Annotated in this window: 13 protein-coding genes; 4 read left to right on the top strand and 9 right to left on the bottom strand. The window is 58.8% G+C overall.

All coding sequences use genetic code 11. From position 1 onward, the window contains the following. Nucleotides 1–10: 10 nt before the first annotated feature. From JRJ26_04070 to JRJ26_04035, 8 genes are all read right to left on the bottom strand, one after another. Nucleotides 11–1,567 carry an ABC transporter substrate-binding protein gene (locus tag JRJ26_04070; protein ID MBW2056655.1) on the bottom strand — a complete coding sequence of 519 codons (1,557 nt, stop codon included), beginning with the start codon at nucleotides 1,565–1,567 and terminating at the stop codon, nucleotides 11–13. Next, nucleotides 1,564–3,132: an FGGY-family carbohydrate kinase gene (locus JRJ26_04065; protein ID MBW2056654.1), complete on the bottom strand. Its 1,569-nt coding sequence runs from the start codon at nucleotides 3,130–3,132 to the stop codon at nucleotides 1,564–1,566. Before JRJ26_04065 ends, JRJ26_04070 begins: the two co-directional genes overlap by 4 nt. A 57-nt stretch (nucleotides 3,133–3,189) precedes the next feature. Continuing rightward, nucleotides 3,190–4,239 (bottom strand): alcohol dehydrogenase catalytic domain-containing protein, encoded by a 1,050-nt coding sequence (locus tag JRJ26_04060; GenBank protein MBW2056653.1) that lies wholly within the window; start codon nucleotides 4,237–4,239, stop codon nucleotides 3,190–3,192. 62 nt (nucleotides 4,240–4,301) lie between these two features. Beyond that, entirely contained in the window at nucleotides 4,302–4,952 is a 651-nt protein-coding gene (locus JRJ26_04055) for a class II aldolase/adducin family protein (GenBank protein ID MBW2056652.1), read from the bottom strand. A gap of 253 nt (nucleotides 4,953–5,205) precedes the next feature. Beyond that, nucleotides 5,206–5,604: a VOC family protein gene (locus JRJ26_04050; GenBank protein ID MBW2056651.1), complete on the bottom strand. Its 399-nt coding sequence runs from the start codon at nucleotides 5,602–5,604 to the stop codon at nucleotides 5,206–5,208. Further along, complete coding sequence (locus tag JRJ26_04045) at nucleotides 5,601–6,983, bottom strand: phenylacetate--CoA ligase family protein (GenBank protein MBW2056650.1); 1,383 nt, start codon at nucleotides 6,981–6,983, stop codon at nucleotides 5,601–5,603. Before JRJ26_04045 ends, JRJ26_04050 begins: the two co-directional genes overlap by 4 nt. A gap of 109 nt (nucleotides 6,984–7,092) precedes the next feature. Next, entirely contained in the window at nucleotides 7,093–8,241 is a 1,149-nt protein-coding gene (locus JRJ26_04040; protein MBW2056649.1) for a thiolase family protein, read from the bottom strand. 12 nt (nucleotides 8,242–8,253) lie between these two features. Continuing rightward, a complete protein-coding gene (locus JRJ26_04035) occupies nucleotides 8,254–8,685 on the bottom strand; it encodes a Zn-ribbon domain-containing OB-fold protein (protein MBW2056648.1) in 432 nt (143 codons plus the stop codon). 299 nt (nucleotides 8,686–8,984) lie between these two features. On the opposite strand from JRJ26_04035, the gene JRJ26_04030 reads away from it, so the two are divergent. Next, nucleotides 8,985–9,932 carry an adenylate/guanylate cyclase domain-containing protein gene (locus JRJ26_04030; protein MBW2056647.1) on the top strand — a complete coding sequence of 316 codons (948 nt, stop codon included), beginning with the start codon at nucleotides 8,985–8,987 and terminating at the stop codon, nucleotides 9,930–9,932. Nucleotides 9,933–9,963: 31 nt separating this feature from the next. Next, nucleotides 9,964–11,310, top strand: a complete 1,347-nt coding sequence (gene mgtE / locus JRJ26_04025) for a magnesium transporter (GenBank protein MBW2056646.1) — start codon at nucleotides 9,964–9,966, stop codon at nucleotides 11,308–11,310. A gap of 71 nt (nucleotides 11,311–11,381) precedes the next feature. On the opposite strand, the gene JRJ26_04020 is transcribed toward mgtE, so the two are convergent. Beyond that, nucleotides 11,382–12,494, bottom strand: coding sequence for a hypothetical protein (locus tag JRJ26_04020; GenBank protein ID MBW2056645.1), 1,113 nt, complete (start codon nucleotides 12,492–12,494; stop codon nucleotides 11,382–11,384). 142 nt (nucleotides 12,495–12,636) lie between these two features. Between JRJ26_04020 and JRJ26_04015 the strand changes: the two genes are divergently transcribed. Together JRJ26_04015 and dnaK are read left to right on the top strand one after the other, a co-directional pair. Beyond that, a complete protein-coding gene (locus tag JRJ26_04015; protein MBW2056644.1) occupies nucleotides 12,637–13,080 on the top strand; it encodes an Hsp20/alpha crystallin family protein in 444 nt (147 codons plus the stop codon). 164 nt (nucleotides 13,081–13,244) lie between these two features. Then, on the top strand, nucleotides 13,245–15,146 hold the full coding sequence (dnaK, locus tag JRJ26_04010) for a molecular chaperone DnaK (protein MBW2056643.1): 1,902 nt from the start codon (nucleotides 13,245–13,247) through the stop codon (nucleotides 15,144–15,146). Nucleotides 15,147–15,208 lie beyond the last annotated feature (62 nt).

The following is a 15,208-nucleotide window of genomic DNA, read 5'->3' as shown; positions in this document are numbered from 1 at the left end:
TCGGATCTGCCTATTTCTCTATGTAGGCACGCTCGAGTACCGGCGCATTCTCGGGTACCCGGAAGGTGTCTATGTTCTTCACATATTTCTGGGCAACAAAGGTATTGAGCTCCTGCACGATAGGGATGGCAGGAGAGTCGTCGGCGATACGCCTGATGGCCGTGGCATAGATCTTTGCCCGTTCCTCCTCATCGAAGGTGACGCGTGCCCTGTCGATCAGGTCGTCCACACCATCATACATGGCACAGTTGATTCCCCTTGGGGCCATGTTGGCCGAGTGGTAGCTCACAAAGAGGAAAGCATCGGCCACCGGTGCCCTGAAGTGAGCGTTCCACAAGAGCTCATGACCCGTCCCGCCGAGTGATCTGAACCAGGTGGGTCGGTCTATCATGTCGAGCTTGAGGGTGATACCGGCCCTCTTCAGCTGGCTCTGGAGCAGAACAGCCTCACGCTGGTAGCTGGTAGGTACGGTGAGTGTACAGGTGAGTCCCTTTGGAAACCCCGCCTTGGCCAGCATTTCGGCCGCCTTGTCCGGGTCATAGGGATACTTGGGAACATCGTCGGTCCAGCCCTCGACACCAGGGGGTACGACCGTATCGATCACCCTGCCCCTTGGGCCGTAAACGGCCTGGACGATGGGTTTCTTGTCGATGGCGTACTGGAACGCCTTTCGTACGGTCTTGTTATCAAAGGGCGGCCTCTTCGAGTTGAAGGTAATAAGGAAGAGCCCTGTGCTGGCCGTTCCCACCAGAAAGCGGTAGTCCGGGTTATGCTGGTAACGTTCGATGGATTCCCGGTCGTTGACATCGATCAGGTCGAGCCGGCGGCGTTCAAAGGCAAGATTGGCTGTGCTGGGTTCGCGGATGATCTTGAAGACGATCTTCTCGAGCCTCGGCCGCTCGCCGAAGAACTCTTCGTTGCGGCGGAGAATCAGTTCCTGATCCAGAACCGCCTTTTCGAGCCAGAAGGGCCCGGTGCCGACAATCTTCTTGCCCACATCGGTCCCCAACTCCTTTCCAGCCGCCTCGCTGAGCAGAAATCCAGCGCGAAAGGTGGCCACCTTGTGTGGGAAGATGGCCGAAGGGGTTTTCAGGTGGAACCGGACGGTCATGGGGTCGACTGCTTCAACCCTCCCGACGAGCCCGAAGATCCTCGCGTTCCTCGATTTTGTGGCTGGATCCAGGATCCGCTCGACCGAGTATTTGACATCCCTGGCAGAGAAGGTCCCGTATCCCTTGTGCCACTTGACGTTTTCCCGTAGATGGAAGGTGTAGACCCTGCCGCCCTCCGAGACCTCGTACCCGGTGGCGAGATCGGGGATGAGTTTGAACCTCTCGCCGGCAGCGTAACGCATCAGAGCATTGTTCAGCAGGATGCTCACCCGTCCCTCGTCGCCTGTTGAGATCTCGTGAGCCGGATCGATGCTGTTCAGGGCCGATGGGATATGGGCATTGAGGACCTGGTCTGTCGCAGCCGAGGCCTTCCCAAAGCCCAGCCCGTCCAGGGCCAGAAAGCCCAAGCCGCCGGCAGACAACTTCATAAACTCCCGCCTGTTCACACCTTTCATATCATTCTCCTTTCCTTTTGGGTTGTTACCGTATCCCCCGGCCAGGAGTCCGGCAAACCGGCCAGGATGCGGTAGTTTCCGGTCCATTCTTCAAATACTTCGGCATACCTTCGAGCCCAATCGGGATCGGGTAGGATCTCCTCAGGAGAGGGGATCAGGTTTCTCCCTGCTTCCTCAATGCTCGAGTATCTGCCCAGGCCGTAATGACAGAGAACAAGGACTCCACGGGTACTCCCTTCGACGAAGGGGGTCTTCCGGACAGGCCGGTTCAACACAGAGGCGAGGATCAGGTTGAACAAGCCGCTCCGGGTCAGCCCGCCGGTCAGGCCGATGGGGCAGTCCCCTCCACCTCCCACGCGCTCCAGATTGAGGAGGTTTCCCCGAATGGCCATGGCTATATTCTCCAGGACCGCGCGGCCCAGGGCATAGAGGGTGAAACGGGAATTGTCCATGGTGTCGATGCCCATCAAGGTGGATTTCACGGGCCCCTGGAAGCGATCGAGGTGGCCCACCACGGGACCGAGATAGGCTCTAAGGCCCCTCGAGCCGGGTTCGACCTTCAGAGCCTCGTGTTCAAGCCGATCGTATACCTGGGAGCGTCTTTTCCGGCCGGAAGGAGAGAGGAAGGTCTCCACATACCAACTCAGGGTCCTCCCCGCCCTCTGAGTATTACCCTCGAGGATCCAGGTCTCAGGGATGAGATGGGGGGTAGTGGTGACATGGAAATCGGAATCGATTTCAAGGCGCCCGATCAGCTTCATGACCGGCGCACTGGTCCCTGCGACGACAGCGGTCCTTCCGGGTTTGGTTCCGCCTGCAGCCAGGAGAGCACACGGAGAGTCGCCCCCTGCTACGACCACGGGCAGACCCCCTGGCAGACCCAAGGTCCGGGCGGCTTTCGGGGTCAGGGAGCCGAGAACGGTCCCGGCTGAGACAGCCGGCGGAATGAGATTTGAAGGTAGCCCCAGCCCGGCCAGAAGATCATCGAGAGGGCGAGCCTCTCTCAGGCTCCACAACAGTCCCTCGGAAAGTGCCCCGATCTCCATGGCCTTCTCGCCCGTGAGGAGGAAATTGACCCAATCGGCCAGGCTCAATACCGAGCGCGTCTTGTCCAGGATCTCCGGCCTATGCCGCTGGAACCACATGAGACGAGGGAGGGCGCGGATCGGCGAGGGCCATTGCCCTGTCTCTTTCAAGAGCTCGGGACCCTTTTTCAGGGAGAGCTCCTTCGCTTCCCGGCTCGACCGGAGGTCCGAGAAGGGACCTGCATAGAGGGTATCCCCCCGGCCGTCCAGGAAGAACCAGGCGAAACGTTGAGCGGTAGCACCCAGGGCGCACAGGGAGTCCCCTCTCCCTGAGGTCCCTGCCTCCTTCAGGGCTGCCCTTGCCGTTGACGAGATAGCCCGCCACAGCCGATGGGGAATGAACTGTCGACCTCCGGGTACCTCGCTCTCGACACAGGCGGACTCGATGGCCCGCCTGGCATGGCCGGTGGGATTACCCGCCGCATCGAAGACCGTGGCCCGGACAGCAGAGGTCCCTATGTCCAAGACCATTACTCCCATCGAATGAGCCTCCCTCCCTCGCCGAGGGCGAGCGGAGTTTCCCTTGAGGCCGAGCCCCTATGGTTCGTCCTGGGGAGTGATTACGATTTTCCCCGGGGTTCCGACCCTGTCCCTGGCGGAAAAGGCCTCCACTGCCCGACTGAGCGGATACGTACATACCACCTCTCGGTGGAAATCGACCACTCTGTCGTAGATGAGCCGTATTGCAGAGGGGAAGGCGTTAGGGCCGAGGTGTACCCCCTGGATCGTCAGCTCTTTGAAGTCGGCCACCAGGTTTGCATCCAGATCCACGGATCGCGTGTAGACCCCGAAAAGGACGAGCCGCCCTCCTTTGCAGAGAGACCTGAGTCCCAGGGTCAGGTATTCGGGATCACCGGAGGCCTCGATGAAGACATCGGGGCCGAATCCCCCGGTCGACTCCAGGATGCGCTCCACAATATCCCTCGAACCGGCGTCGAGAGCCGAATCCACCCCGAGTTTCCGCGCCAGGGCGAGCCCCTCTTGGTGCCTGGAAAGGGCGATGAGGAGTCTGGGCCGCCGTGCGGCGAGAAGGGTCAACATCATTCGGGAGATACTCCCCACTCCTGCGACGACCACCGCCTCCTTCGAGTCGACCCGTGCCTTGTCCAGGCAGTGTAATGCGCAGGCCAGCGGTTCTGCCAGGACAGCAGGTAGAGGGTCTTCGTTTCGAGGCAGCCGGTGGATCCGCGCGCCTCGAGGGAGAACAAGGTAATCACTGAAGCCACCGGCGATGTGGAACCCGAAGAACCGAGGGTTCGAACAGAGGTGGTAGCGGCCGTCCCGGCAGAACCTGCAGCGGTTGCAGGACACAATCGGCTCCACCACCGCTGCATCGCCCGGCGACAGGCCCCGTGAGCCGAATTCCTCTCCGATTTCCTCTATGATTCCTGTGATCTCATGTCCGGGGACAAAGGGATACCTGAGAGGCCAGGGTGCTGTCCCCTCGTAGACCCTACGATCGGCGGCGCAGATTCCCGCTCCGACCACCCGAAGCAAGGCCTCCTCCGGTCCTGGGCCGGCCTGATCAAAGGTTTCCAGCCGAAAATCCCCTGGACCGTAAGCCTTGAGAGCACGTACTCTTCTCACAGCATGCATCGGGACGGTTCACCGGCCGCTTTCCACTCGCGCAGCCCAAATGGCAAGAAGCCTCATATCATGCGATGGTTCTTCAAAAAGAAGCTCCTGTAAAAAGGTATCTCCTCAGGGGGCAGTTCGAGAGGCCGACCCACCTGGGAGGCCAGGTTGAACAGTCTGGCCCCTTCCTCCACGGCCTCTGCGACGGCGTAAGCCTCTGTCGGGGATGTCCCCATGGCCACGGCCCCATGATGTTTAAGAATGGCCGCTGGTTGGTCCCCCCTTGTGGCCCGGAGAACCGCTTGGCCCAGCTCCTCGGAAGCAGGCCTTGCGTAATCCGCAAGGGGCACGGGAGAGCCAACGGCGAGGGCAAGGCCGAGGGTAACAACTGGGAGAGATCTCCCGGCCACTGCCATGGCGGTTACGTAATCCCCGTGGAAGTGGATGATCGCACGGATATGGGGCCGGTTTCTGTATATGGCCAGGTGCATGGGCCGCTCGCTGGAGGGACGCAGACCGCCCGAGAGGACCGTGCCGTCCAGGGAAAGGACCAGGAGGTCGTCAGGTGTCATCTCCAGATAGGGGACACCCGAGGGGGTGATCAGCACACGCTCGCCGCCGTGAAGGCGGACGCTAAAATTGCCGGACCTCTCCCCTACGAGTCCGTTTTGCCTTGCCCGGCGGCAGAGAGCGATCAGTTCTTCCCGGTCCCGGGAGTCGTCCATGGGTGTCTCCGCTGAGACGAAAGAGACTCCTCTTGCTCTGGCCTCGAGTTTTGGTATAAGGTTATGCCATTATCCGGAATCTAGGACTTCCTGTCAAGCTCGGCACACGGAGGAGTTCCTCCACCCCTGGAAGGATTTCTCCTCAGGCCTCTCTGTCTCCAAGGACATTCCCGGATTCTCAGGGGAAAACCTCTTTCTCCTCCCCTCCTGAGGCCGCGAGGGTTGGTCTGAATCCCCGGCCCCCTTTTCTCCCTTAGTGCTCACAGAGTTCTATGAGAACATCCTCCGTGGTTTGGGGATCGAAAAAGGCCACCCGGCCGTGCACTCCCTGCTTCGGGTAACCTTCCACCAGTCTCGCTCCTTTTGACTCGAAGTCCCTGATCGAGGCTTCCAGGTGGTCGACTTCAAAACAGATGTGGTTGATGGCCCCCTGTTGTGAACGGACCACGCTTTGTGGCCCCTTCTGAGGCTCCGTAAAGTAGATCAACTCAATGGATGAACCGCCCAGGGGAAGGAGGGCGATCTTTACACCTATCGCCTTCAGTTCGGTGACCTCACTCGCCGGGAGTCCAAAGGTCTGGAATCGCTCTATCGCGCCCTCGAGCTCTTTTACCACTATGCCTATGTGGTCTATCCTTTTCAGCATGTTCACCGTCCTTTCTCCGGTGATTCCCGCTGGAATCTCTTTTCGAAGAGGTCGGCTTTCCCCTTGCTCCTCTCCAGGGTTCCGGGTGGAACAAATCCGATGGAGGGCCTTACTCTCAGGAGACTCGCCATTTTCTCCTCGATTTGGCGCCTCAGTGCCTCGCCTTGCTCGGTGCTGATTCCCCGGCCTTTTTCCACGATCAGCCTCAGGGGAGGTAACACCCTGGGTGGAGGGGCATCGAGGACTATCTTGAAAACACCGGTTACTCTCGGAACGAATGAATTGATGAGATCTCTTATGGCAGATGGAAAGACATTTACGCCCTTGACGATCAGCATGTCATCGATCCTGCCGAGGAATCTGACCCGCACGCCCTCGAGACCGCACTCGCACTGCCCGGTGTGGATCTCAATGATATCCCCGCTGGCATATCTGAACGGAGGGGCGGCCTCCCAGTCAAGAGACGTGAGTATCTTCTCTCCCCTTGCCCCGTCTTTCCATTCAACCGGTCTCCCCGTCTCCGGATCCATGATGTCGTAGTACAGATGGTGATCTTCACAGACTACATGCATGCCGTGGTACTCATCGCAATCACAGGATATGACAAAGATGCCCCACGGAATCCCGGCGGAGTCGAAGATCCTCGCTCCATAGGCGCTTGTCAGCTTCCGGCGCACCTCCGGGAGACCCGCCCCCGGTTCTCCTGCACAGACGATTCTCTGGATGCCGAGTTGGCTCGCCTCTTTTCCAAGAACCCTGGGTGTTTTCTCGATGAGGCTTTCTGCATAAGAGGGGGTACACATAAGGGTGGTGGCCCTTGTCTGATCAATGAATCGAAGCAATCGTTCGGAGCCGGCCTCTGCCCCGATCGGGACCGGTCGGGCCCCCATGTGTTCGAGGGCCCGGATCACAGGTATTCCTGCAACCCACATGCTGAGCCCGAATCCGTGAGCCACGGTTTCTCCAGGCCTCACGCCTGCCCTCCAGAAACCCCTTGCAAGAACCTCGTTGGTCACTTCGATGTCGTGCCGCGTGAACCCATAAAAGGTCGGCAGCCCGGTCGTGCCGGAGGTCGCGGACACGCCGATGACCTTTTCCAGGGGTGCACACAGGATCGTGCCGAAGGGATGCCCGAGAGTCCTCAGCGACTCGTCCTGGCACTCCCTGTGCTCCTTCTTGGTGATAAAGACGGGGAGGTTCCTGAACTCATCCAGGCTCCTTATATCTTGAGGCTTTGCCCCTGAATCGTCGAACTTCTTCCTATAGAAAGGAGAGTTCTCGTAGATGTAGTCCATCTGTTTTTTCAACTTCCTGAACTGGATCTTTCTCATTTCTTCCAGGGGCAGAGTTTCCACCTCTCTGTTCCAGAACCTCGTCTCCTCCATAAGATTCTACCCCCTTTTTCAATGAATCCGGGCAATTGCCTGGCAGGCCTTCCCCGGCCCGACTGCCTCGAAAGCCGGCCAGCGCCCTTGAGATCGCCGCCTTCCGTGACTATTTCTTGAGAATGTGGACAGTACAGGCCCCCAGATCGAGGCCGTCGATAACCCCGCCGAGACAGTGAGCAAGACCTGTTCTGGCCCCCGGAACTTGCCGGTCTCCGGCCTCCCCCCGAAGCTGCCAGACGATTTCAACGATTTGGGCCACACCGGTCGCTCCAAGGGGATGGCCTTTGGCCAGCAAGCCTCCGCTGGGATTCACCGGGATCTTCCCTGTGAGTTCGGTCGCCCCTTGATCGATCAGGGCTCCGCCGTCCCCCTGTCTGCACAGCCCAAGATTCTCATAATGTGTGACTTCCGCTATTGTGAAGCAGTCGTGAAGTTCGATCAGGTCGAGATCCTCAGGACCGATCCCCGAGGTTTCATAGGCCTGCCCGGCAGCCCTCTTTGTTTGATCGTTGGTCGTCAGATCCCTCCAGTTTCCATTGTAAGTGCCTGAGGTGAGCACCGAGGCGGCGATCCTGACGGGTGTGGCCGTGTACTTTCGCGCGACCTTTTCACTGCAGATGATCGCCGCTGCCGCACCGTCTCCGGTGGGGCTGCAGTGGAGCACGGTAAGTGGATCCGCCACCATGGCGGAGTTCTCTATTTGTTCCAGGGTTATCTCCCTTCGATACTGGGCGTAAGGATTGAGGCAGCCGTTTTTGTGGTTCTTGACAGATACCTTTGCCAGTTGCTCCAGGGTCGTCCCGTATTCGTACATATGTCGCCTCGCCACCATGGCGAAGTATGCGGGGAGGGTCATACCCTGCAGCCCCTCAAGATCCTCCCGCCTGGGCGGTATCACACCCTTTCCCAGGATGGAGAGCTGCTCGACCCCGACGACGGCCACAAGATCGAACTGACCTGAGGAGATAAGGCCACGGGCGCACCAGACTGCACTCGAGCCGCTGGAGCAGATATTCTCCACGTTCAAGACAGGGATTCCCGTCACTCCGATGTCCCTCATGATACGCTGGCCCAGCATGGCTCCCTGGCCGGCCTGACGGACATGGCCGACAAAGGCCGCCTGAATCCTTTTCAGATCGACCCCTGCATCCCTGCCCGCATTGAGAAGGGCCTCCAAAGCCAAATCGGTGAGGGTCCTCTCGGGAAATTTGCCGAACCTCGTCATACCCACCCCGATGACGCAAACATCCCCCATAATTTTCTCCCATCATCCCTGAAGGGGTCTGAACTTATAGGTTTGTACCTCGTTTCCTTCGGCGTCTTCACCGAATCTCTCGACAACCAGTTCCATGTCGATCCCCAGCCCCAGATTCTCGTCATCCCAACCGGTAAGCACTGAGAAAACCCTCACTCCCTCCGGCAGGTCGACATACCCGACGGCATAGGGGGCTCTCAGCCCTGGGGCGGGATACCTTACAATCGTGTAGGTGTAAAGTCTTCCTCTTCTACTCAAGGGGATCTCTTCCATGGTCTCGCCAAGGCAGTTCGCGCACACGGCTCTCCGGGGGAAGTAGACGGATCCGCACCTCCTGCAGCGACTCCCGAGGAGGTATGGCCTCTCGGGTTTTTCACCGGGTACCGCGAACAGACCCTCCCGGATGGGAACTGTTCTGCCGGCGGAGTCACGTTCTTCCTTCATAAGCCCCCTCCCCTCGTTAAGAAAACCCCGCCTCCGGGTGGTCCCAGAGGAAAACCCATTATTATACCACCAATCGATCGGTCCGGCTCAAGGGTCGGCCTGAATGGGTGCCCCGGGGCTCCGGCGACCTCCCCGAGAACCAGGACGAGGTTCTCCAAAAGTCACGGGATTCCGGATGGGTTTTTCTTGACATGGGTCCTGAGCGTGCTAGAATCGCATGTGTCCCGGTGAGAGGGTCTCCCGGTTTTTGCCCTTTTCCTACCGGAGGCGTGGCTGATTCCTTGTTGCGGTGTGGGATTATGTCCAAGAGAGATTCCTTCCAGGTTGAGTTTATCAATGAGATACGTCTTGCCGTGCCCCCTGATCAAACCATACTCGAGGCCTCCCTCAGGGCCGGCATCCCCCACTACCACGTCTGCGGTGGAAGGGCCCAGTGCTCCACATGCCGGATCCTGGTAGAGGAGGGGGCCGAGTTGCTGAGTCCCCCGAACGAAGCGGAGCGTGCCGTGGCCGAAAGGATGGGTTTTCCCAGGGGAGTCCGCCTGGCGTGCCAGACACGGGTGAGGGGTGGCCCGGTTAGGCTCCACCGTCTCCTCCGTGACGAGACAGACCGCAGATTGTTCGTGAAATCCGGTGCTGACATGGCCTCCTACAGCCTCGGCGAGCAACGCCGCCTCGCCCTCTTCTTTGTCGATATCCGCAACTTCACCCCCTTCGCCGAATCTCATCTACCCTATGATGTCATACATATCCTGAACCGTTTTTTCAACCTTGTGCGGGAGGCCGTGGAGGAGAAAGGTGGGAGAACCATCGAGGTGGCAGGTGACAGTCTGTACGCCGTATTCGGAATGGAGGGGGAGCTGCCGGCGGGGGTGGAGTCCGCTGTCGGGGCGGGCCTGGGGATTCTCGACAGGATCCAGAGGTTCAATGATTCCTACGTGGAACCCCTCTTCGGCCAGCGTATCTCCGTAGGCATAGGGGTTCACGTGGGCAGGGTTATCGTTGGTCACATAGGGATAGGAGTGGAGGGCGCCCTCAGTGTCATCGGCCATCCCGTCAACGTGGCGGCGAGGATCCAGGCTGCCACAAAAGAGGTGAACAACGATTTCCTCGTCTCAGAGGCTGCGTTTCGCCTGCTCCGCCATCCGCCAGGTGGGGTTTCCTCCACACGGATCGACCTGAAGGGAGTGAGAGAGCCGGTCCGGGTCTACCTTCTCGGCCGTCCTTATGAGTCTCCTTCCCGTTGAGTAAATTCCATCGTACAGGGAGAAAAGGGTAATGTTGAGGGAACTTCTCACGCCCGAAATCCGGGAACTGATCGAAGAGAAGAAGTGGCACGAGCTGAAGGAGGGACTCCTGGACTGGCCGGCTGCAGACATAGCCGATCTTGCCACCAGCCTCGGGCAGGAAAACATGTCCCTTCTCCTCCGACTTCTGCCCAAGCAACTGGCTGCCGACGTTTTCACCGAACTCGATCTCCATGAGCAGGTGGATCTCCTCCAGCGGATGGGCCAGGAGCACGTCCAGGGTATCCTATCGGAACTCGACCCCGATGACAGAACAGGCCTGTTCGAAGAGCTTCCCGGAAAGGTGACCCAGAGGCTCCTCAACCTGCTTCCTCCTGAAGACAGAAAAGAGTCTCTCAGACTGCTCGGGTTTCCCGACAGTAGTGTGGGCCGCCTCATGACCCCGGACTATGTGGCGATCCGGCCTCACTGGACCGTCGAGCGGGCCATGGCCCATGTCCGTCGGTACGGACGCGATGCGGAGACGATCAATATGATCTACGTGGTCGACGACGCCTGGCATCTTGTCGATGAAATACCTCTGAGAAGACTCATCCTGGCCGACGGGCACCAAAGAGTAGAGTCTCTCATGGACCGGAGAGTCATCTCCATTTCGGCCTTTGAGGACCAGGAGCAGGCCGTGGCAGTAACTAAGCGGTACGATTTGAGCGTCATACCTGTTGTGGATTCGGAGAATGTACTGTTGGGAATCGTCACGGTGGACGACATTCTCGATGTGTTGGAAGAGGAGACCACGGAGGATCTGCATAAGGGATCGGGTGTCGTTCCCTTCCGGACGAACTACAGCGGTGCATCCGTGTGGACCCTGTACAACAGGCGCGTTGTTTGGCTTTCTCTCCTTGCGGTGTCGGGTTTTCTTTCCGGAAGCGTCATCTCCTACTTCGAGAGAACCCTGGCGACCGTGATCAGTCTCGCCTTTTTCATACCCGTCCTGATCGACACCGGCGGCAACACCAGCAGCCAATCGGCCACACTCATAATAAGGGCTCTGGCAACGGGCGACCTGACTCTGGGAAGTTGGTTCGAGGCAATAAAGAAAGAACTGCTCGTCGGACTCCCCCTCGGACTGACTCTCGGTATCATCCTCTTTGTGTGGAGCTATCTCTGGAAGGGAGTCCCGCGGATTGGGCTGGTGGTGGGCATATCGACGGTCGTAATCGTCCTTTGGGCGAATATCATCGGGAGCCTCCTCCCGATCATCCTTACGAGGCTGAAGCTCGATCCTGCAGTCATAAGCAGCCCCCTCCTCACGACCTTTCTCGACATAACGGGTCTGTTGATCTATTTCTCTACAGCCGCCTGGCTCTTGGGAGTTTAGTTCTCTGAAGGAGCAGAGCAATGGCTACATCTGCCGGAGGCAGAGCGGGAAGAGTCCCTGCCTCACGAGGCTCATTCTGCTTCCGTTCCGCTCTTGCGGGCATTCAGCTCCACCAAGCTCCTGAGAAAGCGGACGTATGGAATGTCGTAGAGACGACTCTGCCTGAGGGCTCCCCCTCCCTTCTCCTCGGAGACTCTGGGTTGCAGGGCTCGGGCGATCTGAGCGTCTGAGTATCCAAGCTCCAGACCGACGAGAACCCGGTCTGCCAGGTCGTAAGGACCGACGATCTCCTCGTCGTGGATTCCGCCGAAACCAGGAGAGGGCTTCTGTCTTAAGGCCTCCTCGGGAAGAGCCAGGTAACGGGCGACACGAAAGACCTCCACCTTGTAGATGGAAGCAAGGGGAGCAAAGTCACCCATCAGAGGATCGTCGATTCCCCCTTCCACGAAGTAGCCGAGTGCAGCCTCGGTCCGGTTGGCGCAGATAATAAGCATGAGTCCCCTCTGCCGTGCATATTCTCTGAGTAATCGGATCCGGAGGCGATGGAGGAGGATAAGCCGTTCAAAATGGGTAAGGGCCCAACCCGGGGCCCCTCCGGATTTGACTGCCAGTATCAAACGTCTCCTCACTGTTAGAGGGGTTCGTCGGAGCGTGAGTTTCATCAGGCAGGTGGTCAGCCAGTGGGGTGGCATTCGGCGATCCCTCTCGACACGGATCGCTTCCCCGGTTATGTCGATTCCGATGAGTTTAACTCCGAGCCCTCTGTAGAGATGGGGGTTGTAATTCTCCCCCTTGACCCTGGAATCGATCATCTGGAGTCCCACGACCGGACGGGGGCACCCAGTCCGGGCCGCCTTTAAGCAGAGAGTCCCGGTGAGGAGGCTGTCAATCCCTCCACTGGCGCCGAAGACCGCTCCTGCGAACCGGCCCTCTTTGAGCCTCTCTTGAAGTCTTTCCGTTGTTTCGCCAACAAAGCGTTCCGGGGAAAAGTTCGATAGGGCTTCTTCTATGGACAGCATCGTCTTTGCGAGAAGGATCCCCTTTTTCCTGGCCGGCCGCTGCCCTCCAGAATCGCCCCCTCTGGTGGTCCGGCCGATCACATAGACATTATACACTTCCAGGACAGGTATCTCATTAAGGGGGAAGGCCTCCCTCCAGCGAACGGATCCGGTGCATGAGGCCATGGGGGATGTCAGTCCCTCCTGGGAAAACACTCCTCCCTCTACCGCCGGGCCTTGAAATTCCCCTTTCCGTGGTTACCATCAAAGCAGGAGGAACGAGTCGGATCGGGAGGGACCAGCCGAAAGGAGGTGAAAGCTCATGGCAATGGATCTGACCCCGTGGAGACCTTTCAAGGAGTTGACGACTCTCAGAGATGAGATGGACAAGCTTTGGAGCCGTTTCTTTGGGGAGTGGCCCACTCTTGAGCCGTTCCGGACCGAATGGGCGCCTTCCCTGGATGTGTCCGAGACAAAGGACAACATCGTCGTGAAAGGGGAGGTTCCCGGGATCGACCCAAAGGACATCGATATCTCCATAGCCAACGGGGTTCTCACCATCAAGGGTGAGAAGAAACAAGAGCAGGAGGAGAAAGACGAGAACTACCACATGATCGAGAGGAGATACGGGTCCTTTTCAAGGTCGATCAGGTTGCCCCATGACATCCAGAACGACAAGGTGAAGGCCAGCTACAAGAACGGCGTGTTGAAGATCACCTTGCCCAAGTCCGAAGAGGCGAAAAGGAAGGAAGTCAAGATCAAGGTCGAATAAGGTCCACCTTGGATTCTGCTTCCCCCCTCCCGATCCGGGTGGGTTCCTCCGGTTTTTCAGGAGCCGAGTCATCATCTGCAGTCGTACTATTCATTAAGGATCATAGTATCGACATCTCTCAAATCGGTCTCATTTTTCATCCATAAGAAAGGAGGCGACCAGATATGGCAAAAGCAGTGGGAATAGATTTGGGCACCACCAATTCGGTGGTCGCCGCAATGGAAGGCGGGAAACCGACGGTCATTGCCAATGCCGAGGGTTCCCGAACAACCCCGTCGGTTGTGGCCTTTACAAAGGACGGTCAGCGGCTGGTAGGGCAGATCGCCAGGCGCCAGGCAGTCCTGAACCCGGAGAATACGATCCACTCAGCCAAACGATTCATCGGTAGGAAGTACAGCGAGGTTTCCTCGGAGATTGAAAATGTTTCCTATCGGGTGGTTCCGGGCAAGGACGGAGCCGTACGGTTCGAAATCCTCGGCAAGACTTATGCCCCGGAAGAGATTTCCGCGCAGGTCCTGCGCAAGCTCGTCGACGACGCTTCCAAGTACCTCGGCGAGAAGGTCAAGGACGTGGTGATCACGGTTCCCGCTTACTTCAATGATGCCCAGAGGCAGGCAACCAAGGATGCGGGGACGATTGCCGGGCTCAATGTGTTGAGAATCATAAACGAGCCCACGGCAGCGTCCCTGGCATACGGTCTGGAGAAGAAGAAGAGCGAGAAGGTGCTGGTCTTCGACTTTGGGGGTGGGACCTTTGATGTTTCCATCCTCGAGGTGGGAGAGGGTGTGGTCGAGGTCAAGGCGACAAGCGGTGACACCCACCTTGGTGGAGACGACCTCGACAAGCGCATAGTCGACTGGATGGCAACGGAGTTCAAGAACAGTTACGGCATCGACCTGAGGCAGGACAAACAGGCCCTCCAGAGGCTCTATGAAGCCGCGGAAAAGGCAAAATGCGAACTCTCGAGCATGGTGGAGACCTCCATAAATCTCCCCTTCATCACAGCCGATGCCTCGGGGCCGAAGCACCTCGATATGAAGCTGACCCGGGCGAAGTTCGAGAGCCTGACACAGGATCTGATCCAGCGCTTGGAGGGGCCGTTCAAACAGGCACTGCAGGACGCGAAGATGACCGCCGACGATATCGACGAGGTTGTTCTCGTCGGGGGCTCGACGCGGATCCCTGCGGTCCAGGAGCTGGTCAAGAGGCTTTCAGGGGGCAAAGAGCCCAACCAGTCTGTAAACCCGGACGAGGTGGTGGCAGTGGGAGCCGCGGTCCAGGCGGGTGTGCTCCAGGGCGAGGTCCAGGATGTCCTCCTTCTCGATGTGACGCCTCTTTCCCTCGGTGTTGAGACGCTGGGCGGTGTAATGACCAAGATCATCGACCGGAACACCACCATCCCGGTCCGAAAGAGCGAGATCTTTTCGACGGCAGAGGACAACCAGCCAGCGGTAGATATCCACGTGCTCCAGGGAGAACGGGAGATGGCCCGGGACAATCGTACCCTAGGCATGTTCAAACTCGAGGGGATTCCTCCTGCCCCGAGAGGGGTGCCGCAGATAGAGGTGACCTTCGATATCGATGCTAACGGGATCTTGAACGTGAGCGCCAGGGACAAGGCCACGGGGAAAGAGCAGAAGATCACCATCTCCGGTTCCACGAGTCTCAACAAGGACGAGATCGATCGGATGATCCGCGAAGCCGAAGCCCACAGCGCCGAGGACAGGAAGAGACGGGAGAGGGTGGAGGCCGCCAACCAGGCCGACAGCCTTGCCTACCAGGTGGAACGGCAGCTCCGTGAACTAGGTGAAAAGGTCCCGGTGCATGAGAAGGCCCGGTGCGAACAGCTCATCGCCGAGATAAGGCAGGCCATCAAAGAGGAAGCTCCTGTGGAACGGCTGCGCTCCCTTACGAGTGACCTGCAGCAGGCCGCCCACGGAATGAGTGCCGCGGCCTACCAGCAGGCCTCCGGAGGGGCGGCCGGACAAGGGGGATACTCGGGCACCCAGAGAGCCACGGGGACCGATGACGATGTGGTGGATGCCGAGTTCGAGGAGAAGAGCTGAGACGGGCAGGTTCTGAACCCGGGCCTCCCTTCGGAACGATGGAAGCCCCCAAAAGGGACCTC

It is taken from the genome of Deltaproteobacteria bacterium (genome assembly GCA_019308905.1).
Taxonomy (GTDB): domain Bacteria; phylum Desulfobacterota; class BSN033; order WVXP01; family WVXP01; genus JAFDHF01.
The sequence above is the reverse complement of the archived record's forward strand: the minus strand, read 5'-3'. Positions and strand labels throughout refer to the sequence as shown.